Origin of the sequence: Streptomyces sp. NPDC093801 (assembly GCF_040701585.1) — a bacterium.
Lineage (GTDB): Bacteria > Actinomycetota > Actinomycetes > Streptomycetales > Streptomycetaceae > Streptomyces.
In genome coordinates this window covers 1-17,624 of sequence record NZ_JBFBDP010000058.1, presented here as the reverse complement: position 1 = coordinate 17,624, position 17,624 = coordinate 1, and the positions used below count along the sequence as shown (strand labels likewise).

Below are 17,624 nucleotides of genomic sequence, written 5' to 3'. Positions count from 1 at the left end.
TGTGTTCTCACTGCACTGACCCCTCCCGCGAGGCGAACGTGACAGCCCGGGCGAAGAGGATCGGGGGCGGGGGCCGCCACGCGGGCCGCCCCCACCACCGGAGGTCACCGCTCGTTGCGCAGCCAGCCCGCGACCTCGGTCGCCCAGTACGTGAGGATCGTGTCCGCGCCCGCCCGCTTGATGCCGAGGAGGGTCTCCATGATCGCCCGGTCGCGCTCGATCCAGCCCTTCTCCGCGGCCGCCTCGACCATCGCGTACTCGCCGCTGATCTGGTACGCCGCCACCGGCACGTCCACGGCCTCGGCGACCCGGTGCAGGATGTCCAGGTAGGGGCCCGCGGGCTTGACCATGACCATGTCGGCGCCCTCCTCCAGGTCCAGCGCCAGCTCGCGCAGGGACTCGCGGGCGTTCGCCGGGTCCTGCTGGTAGGTCTTGCGGTCGCCCTGGAGGGAGGAGGCGACGGCCTCGCGGAAGGGGCCGTAGAAGGCGGAGGAGTACTTCGCGGTGTAGGCGAGGACCGCCACGTCCTCGTGGCCCGTCTCGTCCAGGGCGTCGCGGATCACACCCACCTGGCCGTCCATCATGCCGCTGGGGCCCACGACGTGGACGCCCGCATCGGCCTGGACCTGGGCCATCTCCGCGTACCGCTCCAGCGTCGCGTCGTTGTCCACGCGGCCGTTCTCGTCCAGGACCCCGCAGTGGCCGTGGTCGGTGTACTCGTCCAGGCACAGGTCCGACATGATCACCAGGTCGTCGCCGACCTCCGCCTTCACGTCGCGGATCGCCAGCTGGAGGATGCCGTCCGGCTCGGTGCCCGCCGTGCCCAGCGCGTCCTTGTTCTCGTCCGCCGGGACGCCGAAGAGCATGATCCCCGCCACGCCCGCCTCGACCGCCTCCACGGCGGCCTTCCGCAGCGTGTCCCGGGTGTGCTGGACCACGCCCGGCATCGCCGAGATCGGCAGGGGCTCGCTGATGCCCTCCCGGACGAACGCCGGCAGGATCAGGTCCGAGGGGTGCAGCCGGTACTCGGCGACCATCCGCCGCATCGCCGGGGTGGTGCGCAGCCGGCGGGGCCGCGAGCCGGGGAAGGATCCGTACGCGCTCATCTTCTTGGTCGCCTCTTCGAGCATCGACAGCAGTCGCCCCAAGCCTAGGCCCCCGCTTTCGCCGGACACGCCGAAGGGGCCCGGGCGCTCTGCGCACCCGGGCCCCTCCACCCGCTGAGGCCCCCGAGGCCCCTAACCGGCTCACGTCGTGCGACGGCGCCGCGCGCCCGGACGGCGCTCGCTGGGCCGGGCCACGGCCTCGCCGGCCTCCTTGGCCGCCTCGCGGCGGGCCTCCCCGTACGCGGCCAGCGCCTCCGCCAGCTTGCCCACGCTCGGCTCCGGCGACAGCACGTCCACGCGCAGGCCGTGCTCCTCCGCCGTCTTGGCGGTCGCCGGCCCGATGCAGGCGATGACGGTCACGTTGTGCGGCTTGCCCGCGATACCGACCAGGTTGCGGACGGTCGAGGACGAGGTGAAGAGCACGGCGTCGAAGCCGCCGCCCTTGATCGCCTCACGGGTGTCCGCCGGCGGCGGCGAGGCGCGCACGGTCCGGTAGGCGGTGACGTCGTCGACCTCCCAGCCCAGCTCTATCAGGCCGGCCACCAGGGTCTCGGTGGCGATGTCGGCGCGCGGCAGGAAGACGCGGTCGATCGGGTCGAAGACCGGGTCGTAGGGCGGCCAGTCCTCCAGCAGCCCGGCGGCCGACTGCTCGCCGCTCGGCACCAGGTCCGGCTTGACGCCGAACTCGACCAGCGCGGCCGCGGTCTGCTCGCCGACCGCGGCGACCTTGATGCCCGCGAAGGCGCGCGCGTCGAGCCCGTACTCCTCGAACTTCTCCCGCACCGCCTTGACGGCGTTCACCGAGGTGAAGGCGATCCACTCGTAGCGGCCGGTGACCAGGCCCTTGACCGCCCGCTCCATCTGCTGCGGGGTGCGCGGCGGCTCCACGGCGATGGTCGGCACCTCGTGCGGCACCGCGCCGTACGAACGCAGCTGGTCGGAGAGCGAAGCGGCCTGCTCCTTGGTGCGCGGCACGAGCACCCGCCAGCCGAACAGCGGCTTCGACTCGAACCAGGCCAGCTCCTCGCGGCGCGCGGCGGCGCCCTGCTCGCCGACCACGGCTATGACCGGCCGTGCGCCCTCGGGCGACGGGAGCACCTTGCCCTGCTTGAACACCTGGGCGATCGTGCCCAGGGTCGCCGTCCAGGTCCGCTGCCGGGTCGTGGTACCGCCGACGGTCACCGTCAGCGGGGTCTCGGGCCCCCGGCCTGCCGACACCAGCTCGGCGGCCGCGGCGGCGACCGTCTCCAGCGTGGCGGAGACGACCACGACGCTGCCCTCGCTGGCGCCCACCTCGGCCCAGCAGCGCGCCGAGGCGTGCCGGGCGTCCACGAAGCGCACGTCCGCGCCCTTGTCGCCGCGCAGCGGCACGCCCGCGTACGCGGGCACGCCCACGGCGGTCGCGACACCGGGCACGACCTCGAAGGGGATCCCCTCGTTCGCGCAGGCCAGCATCTCGGCGGCGGCGTTCCCGTCGAGTCCCGGGTCGCCGGTGACGGCACGGACGACCCGCCTGCCGGAGCGCGCGGCCTCCATGACAAGATTGGCGGCGTCGCGGATCACCGGGACCCCGGCGGCTGCTGACTTCTCGTCAGCGACCGTCAGCTGCGGCGTGTCGACGCCCGTGCGCGCGTGGGTCCGTACGACGTCGAGCACCTCGGGCTCGGCGATCAGTACGTCCGCGGCCGCGAGCGCCTCGACGGCGCGCAGCGTCAGCAGACCCGGGTCGCCGGGGCCGGCACCCAGGAAGGTGACGAGCCCTTGGACCGCGACGGCCGGGAAAGCGGAGGTGGTGGGGCTTGAGGGGTTCAAAGGGATCGCTCCCCCATCAGACCGGCCGCGCCCTTGGCCAGCATCTCGTCCGCGAGTTCACGGCCGAGCGCCATGGCCTCGTCGTACGACTGGGGCACGGGACCGGTGGTGGACAGCTGCACCAGCGTGGAACCGTCGAGGGTTCCCACGACACCACGCAGGCGCATTTCATTGACAGTCTGACCGTCGGCCAGGAGGTCGGCGAGGGCGCCCACGGGCGCGCTGCACCCCGCCTCCAGCGCGGCGAGCAGGGCACGCTCGGCGGTCACGGCGGCCCGGGTGTACGGGTCGTCCAGCTGACCGAGCGCGGCGATCAGCTCCGTGTCGGACGCCAGGCACTCCACGGCCAGGGCTCCCTGGCCGGGAGCGGGCAGCACGTTGTCGACCGACAGCAGGTCGGTCGCCTCGTCACCGCGCCCGATCCGGTTCAGGCCGGCGGCGGCGAGCACGACGGCGTCGAGCTCCCCGTCCCGCACGAACCCGATCCGGGTGTCGACGTTCCCCCGGATGGCGACGCACTCGATCCGCTTGCCCAGCCCCTTGGCGTACGCGTGCAGCTGCGCCATGCGGCGCGGCGAGCCGGTACCGACCCGGGCGCCGTCGGGCAGCTGCTCGAAGGTCAGCCCGTCGCGCGCCACGAGGGCGTCGCGCGGGTCCTCCCGCTTCGGCATGGCGGCGATGACCAGCTCGTCGGGCTGCGCGGTCGGCAGGTCCTTCAGCGAGTGCACGGCGAAGTCGACCTCGCCGCGCGCGAGCGCGTCGCGCAGGGCGGTGACGAACACGCCGGTGCCGCCGATCTGCGCGAGGTGCTCGCGGGACACGTCGCCGTACGTCGTGATCTCCACGAGCTCCACGGGCCGGCCGGTGACCGCCCGGACCGCCTCGGCGACGTGCCCGGACTGGGACATGGCCAGCTTGCTGCGCCGCGTGCCGAGCCTGAGGGGCTGGTCGGGACGTGAGTTCATGATGCCCGTCCTGGGTCGTCGTTCTTCGGATCGGCCGCGTCCGCCCGGCTGACGGATGCCACCGTCTGAGGGTCGAGGTCGAAGAGTTCACGCAGCGCCTCGGCGTACCCGGCGCCGCCGGGTTCGCTCGCGAGCTGCTTCACGCGCACGGTCGGCGCGTGGAGGAGCTTGTCGACGACGCGGCGCACGGTCTGGGTGACCTCCGCGCGCTGCCGTTCGTCGAGGTCGGGTACCCGCCCGTCGAGCCGTGCCACCTCCATGGCGACGACCTCGGCGGCCATCGCCCGCAGGGCGACGACGGTGGGGGTGATGTGCGCGGCCCGCTGGGCGGCGCCGAAGGCGGCCACCTCCTCGGCCACGATCCCGCGCACGGCGTCGACGTCGGCGGCCATCGGCGCGTCCGCGGACGCCTCCGCGAGGCTCTCGATGTCCACGAGGCGCACGCCCGGGATCCGGTGCACGGCGGCGTCGACGTCCCGGGGCATGGCGAGGTCGAGCACCGCGAGCCGTACGGGAACGGCCCCGTCGGCGTGGCTGCGGGTCCCGCGCCGCGGCTGCCGCTGTGCGGCGGCCTCGCCCTGGTCGGCCCAGGCGCCGTGCAGTTCGAGCGACCCGGCGTCCACCCCGGCGAGCGCGGACCGCCCGTCGCCCGCCGGCGCGTCCACCGGGCAGCCGTCGACGGCCTGCGCGGCGGGCGCGATGGTCCGGGCGGCCCCGGCATCGGTGAGCCGCCGCCCGCCTTCGGCGGCGGCGACGAGCCGTGCGACGAGCTCGGCGTCGGGTGCGACGGCCTGCGGCGCCTGCGGCGCGGCCCCGGTTTCGGGGAGGGGCGGGGTGGGGGAGAGCCCCGCACGGCCCGACACCGCCGCGGCGACGTCGTCCCCGGTCAGCACCAGCCCGGTGGCCCCGGTACAGGACACCACCACATCGGCGAGCGCCAGCTCATCCGCCACCGCCGACATCGGAACGGCCCACGCCCGCACACCGGTGCCCGAGGCAACCAGAATCTCCGCGAGACGCTCCGCCCGCTCCGCGGTCCGGTTCGCGACGGCGATCTCCGCGACCCCCACCCGCGCGAGCGTGGCGGCGGCCAGCGAGGACATCGACCCGGCGCCGATCACCAGCGCCCGCTTCCCGGCGGCCCAGTCGGCGACCGGCTCCCGCACGGCCAGCTGCTCCAGGCCGAAGGTCACCAGTGACTGCCCGGCCCGGTCGATCCCGGTCTCCGAGTGCGCCCGCTTGCCGACCCGCAGCGCCTGCTGGAAGAGGTCGTTGATCAGCCGTCCGGCGGTGTGGAGCTCCTGCCCCAGCGCCAGCGCGTCCTTGATCTGGCCGAGGATCTGCCCCTCGCCGACCACCATCGAGTCCAGCCCGCACGCCACCGAGAACAGGTGGTGCACCGCCCGGTCCTCGTAGTGGACGTACAGGTAGGGGGTGAGCTCCTCCAGCGCGACCCCGCTGTGCTGGGCCAGCAGCGTGGACAGCTCGGCGACACCGGCGTGGAACTTGTCCACGTCGGCGTACAGCTCGATCCGGTTGCAGGTGGCCAGCACGGTCGCCTCGGCCGCCGGCTCGGCGGCCAGGGTGTCGTGCAGCAGCTTGACCTTGGCGTCGGCGGACAGCGAGGCCCGCTCCAGCACGCTCACCGGCGCGCTGCGGTGGCTCAGGCCAACGACGAGCAGACTCATGCCGGCATCACCGCCGGAACGTCGCCGTCGGGCCCGTTCTTGCGGGAGGTGGCGGCGCCCCGGCCGGCCGGCGGCTCGACGGCGGCGGCCGGAGCCGCCCCGGTCCCGCCGGTGGCACCGGCAGCCGGGCCGGAGGCGCCGGCGGCGGGGCCACCCGCGGCAGGGGCCTCCGCGGCCCCGCCCGTCTCCTCGCCGGCCTTGCGCTGCTCGTGGAACGCCAGGATCTGCAGCTCGATCGACAGGTCGACCTTGCGCACGTCCACCCCGTCCGGGACCTGGAGCACGGTGGGCGCGAAGTTCAGGATGGAGGTCACACCGGCGGCGATCAGCCGCTCGCTGACCTGCTGGGCGGCGCCCGCCGGGGTCGCGATGACCCCGATGGAGACGCCGTTCTCCTCGATGATCTTCTCCAGGTCGTCGGTGTGCTGCACGGGCATGCCCGCCACCGGCTTCCCGGCCATCGCCGGATCGGCGTCGATCAGCGCGGCCACGCGGAAGCCGCGCGAGGCGAAACCGCCGTAGTTGGCCAGGGCGGCGCCGAGGTTGCCGATGCCGACGATGACGACCGGCCAGTCCTGGGTCAGCCCGAGCTCACGGGAGATCTGGTAGACGAGGTACTCGACGTCGTATCCCACGCCCCGCGTGCCGTAGGAACCGAGGTACGAGAAGTCCTTGCGCAGCTTCGCGGAGTTCACTCCGGCGGCGGCCGCGAGCTCCTCGGAGGACACCGTGGGGACCGAGCGCTCGGAGAGCGCGGTGAGTGCGCGCAGGTACAGCGGAAGCCGGGCGACAGTGGCCTCGGGAATACCTCGGCTGCGGGTCGCCGGTCGGTGAGTTCGGCCAGTTGCCACGATGCTCCTGCGGGATGAGCGGGGCTGTAGGCGGCCTCGTGTCCCAGGACCGCCCCGTCGAAAGCAGGCTATGTCTTTGTGAACGCGTGCACAAAGATTGTGTCCGCTTTGTCCGAGCAAAGTGACCGGGGTCACGCAGGCTGGACGCGCGGGGGCCGACCCGGGAACGGGCCGAACCCGTTCAAATCCCGAGGGGGGCAAAGCGGTACACACTCCTCATCGATACGCCCCCGAGTCCCCATAAATCGCCCACGATGGTAACGGCCCGGAGGGTCAGGCTCCCAATGCCCGTCGAAGACGGTCGGGGTTCACCCTCCAGAAGGTGTGCTGTTCGCCGTCCACCAGCACGACCGGAATCTGCTCCCAGTGCCGGCGGTAGAGCTCCTCGTCCTGCGAGATGTCCTTCTTCTCCCACTGCGCACCGGTCTCGGCACACACCTTCTCGATCACTTCCTGGGCGTCGTCGCAGAGATGGCACCCGGGCTTCCCGATGAGCGTCACCATCCGCTCGTCGGGACGCTTCTTTTCCTTACGGCGCAGCAAAGGGCTCATGCGGCCATTGTCCCGCGCCGCGCCCGTGTGCCCGAAGAGTTAACCGCCCTGTTTCCCGGCGGTTCGGGAACTCCCGAACACAGTGGCTATGCTCGCGTCATGGCCGCTCTGGGATGGCTCACCCCCCGTAGACGCTCCGCGACAGCACGGAGCGTGCTGGCAGGCGAGGCCTCGGCCGAGGCCGCCCGCAAGACCGCGCGGTCCGACGCACCACCGCAGGCCGCCCCGGCGGCGCCGGAGGCCCCCGAGACCGCAAGCGGAACCGGAACCGAGACCGCCGCGGACACCGTGCGGGAGTCGGACGCAGCCGCGGACGCCGGGCCGGCGGCCGCGGGCGAGCCCGCGTTCCCGGTCCCCGGCGACGACCTCGCCGCCGCCTTCTTCGACCTCGACAACACCGTCATGCAGGGCGCCGCGATCTTCCACTTCGGCCGCGGCCTCTACAAGCGCGAGTTCTTCCGCCGCCGCGAACTGGCCCGCTTCGCCTGGCAGCAGGCCTGGTTCCGGCTCGCCGGGGTCGAGGACCCCGACCACATGCAGGACGCCCGCGACAGCGCCCTGTCCATCGTCAAGGGCCACAAGGTCTCCGAACTCATGGCGATCGGCGAGGAGATCTACGACGAGTACATGGCCGAGCGGATCTGGCCGGGCACCCGCGCCCTGGCCCAGGCCCACCTCGACGCCGGCCAGAAGGTCTGGCTCGTCACCGCCGCCCCCGTCGAGACCGCCACGATCATCGCCCGCCGGCTCGGCCTGACCGGCGCCCTGGGCACCGTCGCCGAGTCCGTGGACGGGATCTACACCGGCCGCCTGGTCGGCGAGCCGCTGCACGGCCCCGCCAAGGCCGAGGCGGTGCGCGCGCTGGCCGCCGCCGAGGACCTGGACCTCGCGCGCTGCGCCGCGTACAGCGATTCGCACAACGACATCCCGATGCTGTCGCTGGTCGGGCATCCGTACGCGATCAATCCCGACACGAAACTGCGCAAGCATGCCCGTGAGCACGACTGGCGGCTGCGCGACTACCGGACCGGACGCAAGGCCGTGAAGGTCGGCGTCCCGGCCGCCGCCGGCGTCGGCGCGATCGCGGGCGGCGCGGCCGCCGCCATCGCCCTGCACCGGCGCCGCAAGTAGCGACGCCGGGCCACGCCCCTTCCGCGGGGCGGCCCGGCGTTCATTCGCTCCCCTCTACCCGCGCCCCCGGCGCGGCACTCCGGCCTGCCCGACTCGGTCGCGGGCACCCCGGAAGCTTCCATTCCGCGCATGGAAGTGATCAGCAACTGATCACCAACCAGGCCTGAATATGCCCTCGACACGCAACGGAAGTGTCGGAACCGGTGATTTCAGCAACTGGGTGTAGCGCTGCCTGTACGAAGCGTTATTCTCCTCAGACGCATGCCGCCGCCCGCCTGTCGCCACGACGGGTGAACGGTCCCGCACTGCACGTGATGGAAGCTCTGCCTCTGGGAGTCCCGTGTACCCACCTGTCGGGGTTGACGCCTCGGGCCTGGCTACGCTGCGCGCAACGGTCCTCGACCACCTGCGCGGCTTCGTCCCCACCGCGTACGCCGTCCCCGCCTTCGCCGCCGTCCCTGCCGGCCTCGGCCCGGCCGGTCCCTGCTACGCCCTGACCGACGGCGGAGCGACGGTGGGCAGACGAGGTCGCACCAGCGCGGGTTCGGCCGCCGGCGGCGGCACGAGCGCGCCCACCGCCCGTCGCCCCACGGCGGACAGCGACCAGGCCCGCATGATGGACCTGGTCGAACGCGCCCAGGCGGGCGAGGCCGAGGCCTTCGGCCGCCTCTACGACCAGTACAGCGACACGGTGTACCGCTACATCTACTACCGCGTCGGCGGCAAGGCGACCGCGGAGGATCTCACCAGCGAGACCTTCCTGCGCGCGCTGCGCCGCATCTCCACCTTCACCTGGCAGGGCCGCGACTTCGGCGCCTGGCTGGTGACCATCGCGCGGAACCTGGTGGCGGACCACTTCAAGTCCAGCCGCTTCCGCCTGGAGGTCACCACCGGCGAGATGCTCGACGCCAACGAGGTGGAGCGCAGCCCCGAGGACTCCGTCCTGGAGTCCCTCTCCAACGCGGCCCTCCTCGAAGCCGTGCGCAAACTCAACCCGCAGCAGCAGGAGTGCGTGACCCTCCGCTTCCTCCAGGGCCTCTCGGTCGCCGAGACGGCCCGAGTCATGGGGAAGAACGAGGGCGCGATCAAAACGCTCCAGTACCGGGCGGTCCGCACCCTCGCCCGCCTGCTGCCGGACGACGCCCGCTGACGCCGGCGAACCACGCCCGCGAAAGAACACGACGACCTCACACCCGGTGACCCCTCGATGACGCTGTGGTCCGATCATCCTTCGTCCGTAACCCAAGTGCCGCGCCGCTCGTTGTGCGGAATGCAGGCTCCCTGTGGACACGCCCTGCCCGAAGCCGCTCACCCGAAAGTGTGGACGTGCTCAAGGAAGGCAACCTTCCGGACACCTTGGGGAGTCGATCGTCATGACGAGAGGAGGTGCCGCCAGTGATCGCGAACGTGACTCCGCACCGGCGGGCGAACGCCTTCGCCCAGGCCCTGGAAGGTCGGACCCCGTCCGACCTTTCGGAACCCGAACCGGCGGCCGAGCAGTCCGAGGCACCTGCCGAATCTGCCGACCACGACCGGCTGTTGGCCCTGGCGAGTGCGCTCGGCGAAAGAATGCCGCGCCCGGTGCTGGACCCCGAGGTCAAAGTGGTGCAACGAGCACAGCTCGTGGCCGCCATGGAGGCCATGGTGATGGAGGAGAGGGCCGGGGGCGGTGCCGCCTCGGACCCTCAGGTGCCCGAGCAGCGGACCGGCCGCGGCGCCCACCGGGCGACCTCGCTCCGGAAATTGCGGCCCCGCTCCCGCTGGTCCAAGGGCATCGCAGCGGGCGGACTCACCGTGGGTGTGGCCGCCGGGGCCTTCAGCGGAGTGGCCGCTGCCAGCACCGACGCCCTGCCCGGTGACTCCCTCTACCCGGTCAAGCTGGGCATGGAGGACCTCAAGCTGGGCATGGCCGACGAGGACGCGGACCGGGGCGAGCTCTACCTCGACCAGGCCTCGAACCGCCTGTCGGAGGCGCGCAGGCTGATGGAGCGCGGCCGGTCGGGCCCCCTGGACCACGAGGTCCTGGCCGAGATCCGGCGCGCCCTGGCGGGCATGAAGCACGACGCGGCGGAGGGCCACCGGCTCCTCCAGGCGGCCTACGAACGGGACGGCTCGCTCGGCCCGATCCAGACGCTGTCCTCGTTCTCCCGCTCCCACCGCGACGCGTGGGGACGGCTGAGGTCCAACCTCCCGCCGCAGCTGCACGACGTCGGCGACCAGGTGACCTCGGTCTTCCAGGCCATAGACGATGACGTGGAACCGCTCCAGGGCCTCCTGCCCAAGCCCCCGGAGCAGAGCCGCGGCGGACAGGGCTCCGGCCCGTCCACGGCGGGCACCCCGGCGGCCCCGGGCAAGCAGCAGCAGCCCGCGCCCGCGTCCGGAGCCCCCTCGCAGCCGACCGCACCGTCCGCGCCCAGCTCCTCCGGCAGCCCGGCACCCGGCACCGGCCTCCTCGGCGGCACCGGCGGCCTGCTCCACCCGCCGGCACAGGGCCAGTCCACCCCGGGCGCCCCGGCGACCCCGGACCTCCCGCACCCGGACATCACCCTCCCGCCGCTCCTCCCGGGGCTCCTCCCGGGCCTGGGCATCACGGCGGAGGACGCCGAGTAGGACGTACGGAAGGGGGCGGGACCACCGGGTGGTCCCGCCCCCTTCCGTCATGCCCTCAGAAGAACACCGACCGCCGCTGCACCAGCAGCTTGTACAGCGTGTGCTGGATCTGCTCCCGCACCTCGTCGGTCAGGTTGAACATCAGCATCGGGTCCTCGGCCGCCTCCGCCGCGTACCCGTCCGTCGGGATCGGCTCCCCGAACTGGATCGTCCACTTCGTCGGCAGCGGCACCGCCCCCAACGGACCCAGCCACGGGAACGTCGGCGTGATCGGGAAGTACGGCAGCCCCAGCAGCCGCGCCAGCGTCTTCGCGTTGCCGATCATCGGGTAGATCTCCTCCGCCCCCACGATCGAGCACGGGACGATCGGGGTGCCCGCCCGCAGCGCCGTCGAGACGAACCCGCCCCGGCCGAACCGCTGGAGCTTGTAGCGCTCACCGAACGGCTTCCCTATCCCCTTGAAGCCCTCCGGCATCACCCCGACCAGCTCCCCGGCCTCCAGCAGCCGCTGCGCGTCCTCCGCGCACGCCAGCGTGTGACCGGCCTTGCGGGCGAGCTCGTTGACCCCCGGCAGCATGAACACCAGGTCCGCCGCCAGCAGCCGCAGGTGCCGCTCCGCCGGATGGTGGTCGTGCACCGCGACCTGGAGCATCAGCCCGTCCAGCGGGAGCGTCCCCGAGTGGTTCGCCACGATCAGCGCCCCGCCCTCCTTCGGGATGTTCTCGACGCCCTTGACCTCGACCCGGAAGTACTTCTCGAACAGCGGCCGCATCAGGGACATCAGGACGTGGTCCGTCAGCTCCTTGTCGTAGCCGAACGCGTCGACCTCGTACTCGCCCGTGATCCGCCGGCGCAGGAACGCCAGCCCGCCCGCGATCCGGCGGTCCCAGTCACCGCCGCCGCCCGACCGGCCCGCCGGCGCCTCCACGGGCGCCACGAGCTCCACCGGCCCGGGCTCCTGCGCGGCCGCCTCCGGCGGCCGTGCAGGGGCCGCCACCGCGTCCACGGCCCGCGCCTTGCGCGCGCCACCGCCGCGCCGGCGCGGCCGGTCCTCGCCGAACGGAATGACCTTGGCGTCCGCCACTACCGCTCCACTCCCTCGTCCACGTTCAACAGTGCCGCCATCCGGTCCACGGCCCGCCCGACCCGCTCCGGGGGCAGCAGCCCGTTCCCCCGGCTGCGCGCGAAGTCCGCGAAGGTCTCCACCGTCGTGTACTGCGGCCGGAACCCCAGCACCTCGCGCATCTGCGCGGTCTCCACGACCCGCCCGTGCGTCAGCAGCCGGATCTGCTCCGGGGAGAAGTCCGTCGCCCCGACCGCCCGCAGCGCCTGGCCCACCCACGTCACCGCGGGCAGCAGCAGCGGCACCGCCGGCCGCCCCAGCCGCCGCGCGCACTGCGACAGCAGCAGGACGCCGTCCCCCGCGATGTTGAAGGTCCCGCTGTTCAGCGTCCCGCGGCGCGGCTCCCCGGCCGCCAGCCGCAGCACGTCCACCACGTCGTCCTCGTGGACGAACTGGAGCCTCGGGTCGTAGCCGAGGACCGTCGGCATCACCGGCATCGAGAAGTACTCCGCCAACGCCGAGTCCGCGAAGGGCCCCAGGATGTTCGCGAAGCGCAGCACGCACACCGCCACGTCCGGCCGCCGGCGCGCGAAGCCCCGGACGTACCCCTCGACCTCGGCGGCCTCCTTCGCGAAGCCGGCCGACGGCAGCGACTTCGGCTGCGTGGTCTCGGTGAAGACGGCCGGGTCGCGCGCCGTCCCCCCGTACACGCTGGTACTGGACTTCACCACGAGCCGCCGTACGGTCGGCGACTTCTGGCAGGCGCCCAGGAGCTGCATCGTCCCGATGACGTTGGTCTCCTTGACGGCGCTGCGCCCGCCCGGCGCCCCGGGAGCGCCTCCGGTGACCGCCAGATGGACCACCGTGTCCACCGCGTGCTCGGCGAGCACGCGGGCGATCGCGGACTGTCTGATGTCCGCGTGCACGAACTCGGCCGAGCCGAGCCGGTGCGGTGGGGTCACGGCGTCGACCGCGATGACCCGCTCCACCTCGGGGTCGCGCTGGATGCGGCGCACGAAGCGGCCTCCCAGCTGCCGGGCAGCCCCGGTGACGAGCACGACCTTCCCCACGAGCTCAGCGCCTCCCTCGAGAAGTACCCCCGGCTGCACCGCAGCCCCTCCACCAGGATGGTGGAGGGGCTGCGGAGAACACGTACAGCTGCCGTTTACTTCTTGTTACGACGCTGGACGCGGGTGCGCTTGAGCAGCTTGCGGTGCTTCTTCTTAGCCATCCGCTTGCGCCGCTTCTTGATAACAGAGCCCACGACTACCCTCGCTCACTTCTCTTCACTCGGTGCGGGGCGTCTGGGCCCACACGACCTACGTCGGCCTAGCCTACCCGCCCGAGCTCCGAGCTTGTAATCCGAGGCTTCCGCAGGTGTCGCCCGAGCCTCATTCTCAGGCCGACTCCACCCCCACGTAGGACTCACGGAGGTACTCGTGGACCGCGTTTTCGGGGACCCGGAAGGACCGGCCCACCCGGATCGCGGGCAGATGACCGTTGTGCACCAGGCGGTACACGGTCATCTTCGACACTCGCATCACCGAGGCGACCTCCGCCACGGTCAGGAACTGAACCTCACTGAGAGGCCTCTCGCCAGCAGCCATGACACCCACCTTGACCTTCCGCGCATGACGGGGCACCGGCTTCCCCTCCGGTTACTCCTCGTCGTCGCACGCTCACTCCCCAGAGTAGGGGCGCGTGATACGGCTGGGGAAGAGGAGCTACGGCCACTCCTGACGCACCGGCAGCCCGGCGCGCCGCAACACGAACCGCGTGAGCGGTCCATAGGCAGCCGAGCGCACGGCGTCATCAAGCGGAACCACCGCCGCCACCCTCCCCTCGGCCTCCCCCACGAACAGCGCGGGATCGTCCGTATCCGCCAGCCCGATCGCCTCCACGCCGAGCTGACCTGCACCGCAGACCCAACCATGATCACCGACGACCAGTTCCGGGAGCGGCCCCCCGCCCTCCGCCAGCGCCCCGAGCGCGACCCGAACCGGGAGCGGCGAATGGGTGTGTGCGCCGGTGGCACTCCCGCCTCCCCGCGCGCCGGGTTCCCGCACCAATGCGACCCCCCGTACGTAATCGATCCGGTGCCGCCGTACGCCGAACCGGGTCGCCATGTCGACATGGACCCCCTGCGCCGGAGTGAGGACAACACAGCCCGCCGCCGACACCGCCCCCGCCAAAGCGGCGTAGAACCCCAGCAGCCGATGCGGGTGCCCCGTACCGAACAGCACCGGCGACCGCGCCCCGACCGCCACCCGCAACCGCTCCGCGAACACCTCCAGCGCAGCCACCGTCCGCCCCGGATCGATCACGTCCGGCCCGCTGACCTGCGCCGGGTCCGGGGAGACCCCGCACCGCTCCGCCATCAGCCCCAGCAGCGCACCCTCGTCCCAGCGGCCGTCCGGGTCCAGCCCCAGCAGCACCCGGGGGTCGCCCGCCGCGAACAGCCGGTAGCTGCGCAGGCTCTCCTCCCGGGTGGTGGCGACGGGCCCGGCCAACCGGGCGGCCAGCAGATGCGCGCGCAACGCGCCCTCGCTCAACACCCTCCGATGCTGCCGCACCCGATCTGCCGGATCATCAGTTCCGGCGAACAGCACCCCCGTTGGCGTAATCACGCCGCCACCTGACCACCCGTCACACCAGCATCCCGCGCAACGGGAACACCGCCCGACGCGTCGCCAGAACGGCCTGATCCGTACGGTCCGCCGGATCGTAACCCGCGTCCCACTCCCGCCACCCGGGCTCGCGCCCGTCCGTCATCCGGGCCGGCCCGTGCTGCCGCGTCCGCGCGTACACCTCGTCCCGCCACGCCTGCGGCACCACCGACCGCGGATCCACCGGCCGGTGCGCGGCGATCCCCACCAGGTGCGTCCACGACCGCGGCACGACGTCCACCACCGCGTACCCGCCGCCGCCCAGCGCCAGCCACCGCCCGCCCGCGTACTCGTGCGCCAGCGCGTGACAGGCCTCCTGCACCGCCCGCTGCGCGTCCAGCGACACCGCCAGGTGCGCGAGGGGGTCCTCGAAGTGCGTGTCCGCCCCGTGCTGGGTCACCAGCACCTGCGGCCGGAAGTCCCGCAGCAGCTCGGGCACCGTCGCGTGGAACGCCCGCAGCCACCCCTCGTCACCGGTCCCGGCGGGCAGCGCCACGTTCACCGCGCTCCCCTCGGCCGACGGTCCGCCCGTCTCCTGCGGCCAGCCCGTCTGCGGGAACAGCGTCCGCGGGTGCTCGTGCAGCGACACCGTCAGCACCCGGGGGTCGTCCCAGAACGCCGCCTGGACCCCGTCGCCGTGGTGCACGTCCACGTCCACGTACGCGACCCGCTCGGCGCCCAGCTCCAGCAGCCGGGCGATCGCCAGCGCCGCGTCGTTGTACACGCAGAACCCGGCCGCCCCGCCCGGCATGGCGTGGTGCAGCCCGCCGGCGAAGTTCACCGCGTGCTCCGCCTCCCCGCGCCAGACGGCCTCCGCGCCCGCCACCGACTGGCCGGCGATCAGCGCGGACGCCTCGTGCATCCCGCGGAACGCCGGGTCGTCCACCGTCCCCAGCCCGTACGAGCCGTCGGCCGCCCCCGGATCCGCCGACACCTCGCGCACCGCCGCGACGTAGTCCTCGCGGTGCACCAGCCTCAGCGTCGAGTCCCCGGCCGCACGGGCCGCCCGCACTTCCATCTCCCGGTCCAGCCCGAAGGCCCGCACCAGGCCCATCGTCAGCGCCAGGCGCACCGGGTCCATCGGATGGCTCGGTCCGAAGTCATACCCCGTTACCGCCTCGTCCCACATCAACAGCCCGGTCACCGGCTCGCCGCTCATGCCGCACACCGTATCGGGCCCGGTCCACCGTGCCGAACGAGCGGGCGTGGAGCAGCGTGACGAGCACCAGCGCCATCGGCACCACCATGGCGCCCCGGTAGTTCCAGGCCTCCCCGATCCCGCCGACGAGCGGCGAACCGACCAGGAAACCCACGTAGTTGAAGATGTTCAGCCGCGCCACCGCCGTGTCCGAGGCGTTCGGGAACAGCCGCCCCGCCGCCGCGAACGTCTGCGGCACGATCACGCAGAGCCCGATCCCCAGCAGCGTGAACCCCAGCATCCCCGTCCACGCCCCGGGCGCCGCCGCCACTACCGCGAACCCGGCGGCCGCCACCACCGCCCCGCAGCGCACCACGGCCACCGCCCCGAACCGCCGCACCCCGAGGTCCCCGACGGCCCGCCCGACGAGCGTGGTCACCATGTACACGTTGTAGGGGACGGTCGCCAGCTGCTCCGAGCTCCCCAGCACGTCCTGGAGGTACTTGGCACTCCAGTTCGCCACCGTGGAGTCCCCGATGTACGCGCACGCCATCACCAGGCACAGCGGCAGCAGCAACCGCCCGCCCCGCTCGGGCCACCCCTGCGCGGCCTCCCCCGCCCCGGCCTTCGTGTCCACGTAGTACCGGCTCCCGGCCAGCGCGAGCGGCAGCAGGACCACCACCGCCGGCAGGTACCCGGTGAACAGTGCCAGATGCCAGTGCGCCCCCGCCCAGGCCGCCGACGCCCCGAGGATCCCGCCCAGGCTGTACGCGGCGTGGAACCCGAGCATGATGGAGCGCCCGTACGCCCGCTGGAGGCTCACCCCGAGCATGTTCATCGAGGCGTCCAGCGCCCCGACCGCCAGCCCGAACACGCCCAGGGCGACGGCCGCGTGCCACAGCCGGGTCCCGGCCCCGACGCCGAGGAGCGCCAGCAGGACGACGGGCTGCGCCCACCGCAGCACCGTGCCGGGCGCGACCCGCTTCACCAGGTGCTCGGTGGCGACGCTGGAGACCCCGGCGAGGACCGGCACGGCGGCGAGGAAGGCGGGCAGCAGCCCGTCGGATATCCCGTACTGGTCCTGGATGGCCGGGATGCGGGTCACGAGGAGGGCGAACGTGACCCCTTGCACGAGGAAGCTGAACCCGAGGGCGCCGCGGCCCCGCCGCAACCGCACGTCATCTGTCATGGCGGCACAGCGTAGGCCCCGCGCCTACCCGTGGGTAGAGCGATCACACACCCAATCCGAGCAGGGCGGACAGCTCCTTCATCTCCCCGAAGAAGGCGGTGGCCCCGGGCAGCTTCGACGCGGGGAGCATGGAGGTGAACCCGAGGACGTCCATGCCGGCGGCCCGGGCGGCCTCGACCCCGAGCGGGCTGTCCTCGACGACCACGCACTGCGAGGGGTGGACGCCCATCATGTCGGCGGCGTGCAGGAACAGGTCCGGCGCCGGCTTGCCCCGGCCCACGTCCTCGGCGCTGAAGATCCATTCCTCCTCGAACCATTCGCCGAGTCCGGCGGCGCGGTGTCCGACGCGGATCCGCTCGTGGCTGCTGGAGGAGGCGACGCAGTACGGCACCCCGTGCGCGGAGAGCTCGCCGAGCACCTCGGTCACCCCGGGAACGGGCCGGAGCTCGCGCGCGAAGGCGGCGAAGATCCGCTCGTGGAGGACCCGGTCGAAGTCGTCCGGCAGCCGCTGCCCGGTGCGTTCGTGGACCACGTCGTGGATCCGGTGCACGGCGCCGCCCATGTAGTCCCGCAGGGAGTCCTCGTACGTGGTGGGGTGTCCGAGTTCCGTCAGGTACTCGGCGAGGACGGTGTTGGAGAGCGGCTCGCTGTCCACGAGGACGCCGTCGTTGTCGAAGATGACCAGCTGGTAGACCATCAGCCCACCATACGAGTGCCCGGCGCACGTACCCGGCAGGGCGGTGCGGGTAAACGGCTGAAAACGCAGAAAAGCCCCGCACCAGAAGGTGCGGGGCTTTCCCACAATGATTGTTCGGCGGCGTCCTACTCTCCCACAGGGTCCCCCCTGCAGTAC

Annotated in this window: 17 protein-coding genes; 3 read left to right on the top strand and 14 right to left on the bottom strand. The window is 72.8% G+C overall.

The genetic code is table 11. The annotated features are described in order from the left end of the window. Positions 1 to 104: 104 nt before the first annotated feature. The 6 genes from hemB to AB0469_RS38775 all read right to left on the bottom strand — a co-directional run bounded on the left by hemB (position 105) and on the right by AB0469_RS38775 (position 6,974). Positions 105 to 1,106: a porphobilinogen synthase gene (gene hemB / locus AB0469_RS38800; RefSeq protein ID WP_366456328.1), complete on the bottom strand. Its 1,002-nt coding sequence runs from the start codon at positions 1,104 to 1,106 to the stop codon at positions 105 to 107. A 141-nt stretch (positions 1,107 to 1,247) separates the two neighbouring features. Beyond that, positions 1,248 to 2,918: a uroporphyrinogen-III synthase gene (locus AB0469_RS38795; protein ID WP_366456309.1), complete on the bottom strand. Its 1,671-nt coding sequence runs from the start codon at positions 2,916 to 2,918 to the stop codon at positions 1,248 to 1,250. Next, a complete protein-coding gene (hemC, locus tag AB0469_RS38790) occupies positions 2,915 to 3,883 on the bottom strand; it encodes a hydroxymethylbilane synthase (protein WP_366456308.1) in 969 nt (322 codons plus the stop codon). The genes AB0469_RS38795 and hemC overlap by 4 nt, the downstream gene beginning before the upstream one ends. After that, positions 3,880 to 5,571: a glutamyl-tRNA reductase gene (locus AB0469_RS38785; RefSeq protein ID WP_366456307.1), complete on the bottom strand. Its 1,692-nt coding sequence runs from the start codon at positions 5,569 to 5,571 to the stop codon at positions 3,880 to 3,882. Before AB0469_RS38785 ends, hemC begins: the two co-directional genes overlap by 4 nt. Further along, positions 5,568 to 6,422: a redox-sensing transcriptional repressor Rex gene (locus tag AB0469_RS38780; RefSeq protein WP_366456306.1), complete on the bottom strand. Its 855-nt coding sequence runs from the start codon at positions 6,420 to 6,422 to the stop codon at positions 5,568 to 5,570. Before AB0469_RS38780 ends, AB0469_RS38785 begins: the two co-directional genes overlap by 4 nt. Positions 6,423 to 6,695: 273 nt before the next feature. After that, positions 6,696 to 6,974 carry a glutaredoxin family protein gene (locus tag AB0469_RS38775; RefSeq protein ID WP_042815778.1) on the bottom strand — a complete coding sequence of 93 codons (279 nt, stop codon included), beginning with the start codon at positions 6,972 to 6,974 and terminating at the stop codon, positions 6,696 to 6,698. Positions 6,975 to 7,073: 99 nt separating this feature from the next. Between AB0469_RS38775 and AB0469_RS38770 the strand changes: the two genes are divergently transcribed. The 3 genes from AB0469_RS38770 (at position 7,074) to AB0469_RS38760 (ending at position 10,715) form a co-directional block, all read left to right on the top strand. Then, the gene (locus tag AB0469_RS38770) at positions 7,074 to 8,105 is read left to right on the top strand and encodes an HAD-IB family hydrolase (RefSeq protein WP_366456305.1); all 1,032 of its coding nucleotides are present in this window, start codon (positions 7,074 to 7,076) and stop codon (positions 8,103 to 8,105) included. 340 nt (positions 8,106 to 8,445) lie between these two features. Continuing rightward, positions 8,446 to 9,255 (top strand): ECF subfamily RNA polymerase sigma factor, BldN family, encoded by an 810-nt coding sequence (locus AB0469_RS38765; protein ID WP_042815776.1) that lies wholly within the window; start codon positions 8,446 to 8,448, stop codon positions 9,253 to 9,255. Positions 9,256 to 9,500: 245 nt separating this feature from the next. Beyond that, positions 9,501 to 10,715 (top strand): DUF5667 domain-containing protein, encoded by a 1,215-nt coding sequence (locus AB0469_RS38760; RefSeq protein WP_366456304.1) that lies wholly within the window; start codon positions 9,501 to 9,503, stop codon positions 10,713 to 10,715. Between the two features lie 55 nt (positions 10,716 to 10,770). Here AB0469_RS38760 and AB0469_RS38755 read toward each other — a convergent pair whose 3' ends face one another. The 8 genes from AB0469_RS38755 to AB0469_RS38720 all read right to left on the bottom strand — a co-directional run bounded on the left by AB0469_RS38755 (position 10,771) and on the right by AB0469_RS38720 (position 17,468). Then, positions 10,771 to 11,799: a lysophospholipid acyltransferase family protein gene (locus tag AB0469_RS38755; protein ID WP_366456303.1), complete on the bottom strand. Its 1,029-nt coding sequence runs from the start codon at positions 11,797 to 11,799 to the stop codon at positions 10,771 to 10,773. Beyond that, entirely contained in the window at positions 11,799 to 12,848 is a 1,050-nt protein-coding gene (locus AB0469_RS38750) for an NAD-dependent epimerase/dehydratase family protein (RefSeq protein ID WP_366456302.1), read from the bottom strand. Before AB0469_RS38750 ends, AB0469_RS38755 begins: the two co-directional genes overlap by 1 nt. Positions 12,849 to 12,943: 95 nt before the next feature. Next, positions 12,944 to 13,042, bottom strand: a complete 99-nt coding sequence (locus AB0469_RS38745) for an AURKAIP1/COX24 domain-containing protein (protein WP_003948845.1) — start codon at positions 13,040 to 13,042, stop codon at positions 12,944 to 12,946. 133 nt (positions 13,043 to 13,175) lie between these two features. Continuing rightward, the gene (locus AB0469_RS38740; RefSeq protein ID WP_008738568.1) at positions 13,176 to 13,385 is read right to left on the bottom strand and encodes a helix-turn-helix domain-containing protein; all 210 of its coding nucleotides are present in this window, start codon (positions 13,383 to 13,385) and stop codon (positions 13,176 to 13,178) included. Between the two features lie 117 nt (positions 13,386 to 13,502). Beyond that, complete coding sequence (locus AB0469_RS38735; RefSeq protein WP_366456327.1) at positions 13,503 to 14,333, bottom strand: phosphatase; 831 nt, start codon at positions 14,331 to 14,333, stop codon at positions 13,503 to 13,505. Between the two features lie 91 nt (positions 14,334 to 14,424). Next, a complete protein-coding gene (locus AB0469_RS38730; RefSeq protein ID WP_366456326.1) occupies positions 14,425 to 15,573 on the bottom strand; it encodes an acetoin utilization protein AcuC in 1,149 nt (382 codons plus the stop codon). Then, entirely contained in the window at positions 15,545 to 16,771 is a 1,227-nt protein-coding gene (locus AB0469_RS38725) for an MFS transporter (RefSeq protein ID WP_366456301.1), read from the bottom strand. The genes AB0469_RS38730 and AB0469_RS38725 overlap by 29 nt, the downstream gene beginning before the upstream one ends. Before the next feature lie 43 nt (positions 16,772 to 16,814). Further along, positions 16,815 to 17,468 (bottom strand): HAD family hydrolase, encoded by a 654-nt coding sequence (locus AB0469_RS38720; protein ID WP_366456300.1) that lies wholly within the window; start codon positions 17,466 to 17,468, stop codon positions 16,815 to 16,817. Positions 17,469 to 17,624: the final 156 nt, after the last annotated feature.

Coding starts and splice junctions, on each gene's coding strand:
- hemB (WP_366456328.1), bottom strand. CDS start 1,106: ATGAGCGCGTACGGATCCTTCCCCGGCTCGCGGCCCCGCCGGCTGCGC.
- hemC (WP_366456308.1), bottom strand. CDS start 3,883: ATGAACTCACGTCCCGACCAGCCCCTCAGGCTCGGCACGCGGCGCAGC.
- AB0469_RS38785 (WP_366456307.1), bottom strand. CDS start 5,571: ATGAGTCTGCTCGTCGTTGGCCTGAGCCACCGCAGCGCGCCGGTGAGC.
- AB0469_RS38775 (WP_042815778.1), bottom strand. CDS start 6,974: ATGAGCCCTTTGCTGCGCCGTAAGGAAAAGAAGCGTCCCGACGAGCGG.
- AB0469_RS38770 (WP_366456305.1), top strand. CDS start 7,074: ATGGCCGCTCTGGGATGGCTCACCCCCCGTAGACGCTCCGCGACAGCA.
- AB0469_RS38740 (WP_008738568.1), bottom strand. CDS start 13,385: ATGGCTGCTGGCGAGAGGCCTCTCAGTGAGGTTCAGTTCCTGACCGTG.
- AB0469_RS38730 (WP_366456326.1), bottom strand. CDS start 15,573: ATGTGGGACGAGGCGGTAACGGGGTATGACTTCGGACCGAGCCATCCG.
- AB0469_RS38725 (WP_366456301.1), bottom strand. CDS start 16,771: ATGACAGATGACGTGCGGTTGCGGCGGGGCCGCGGCGCCCTCGGGTTC.
- AB0469_RS38720 (WP_366456300.1), bottom strand. CDS start 17,468: ATGGTCTACCAGCTGGTCATCTTCGACAACGACGGCGTCCTCGTGGAC.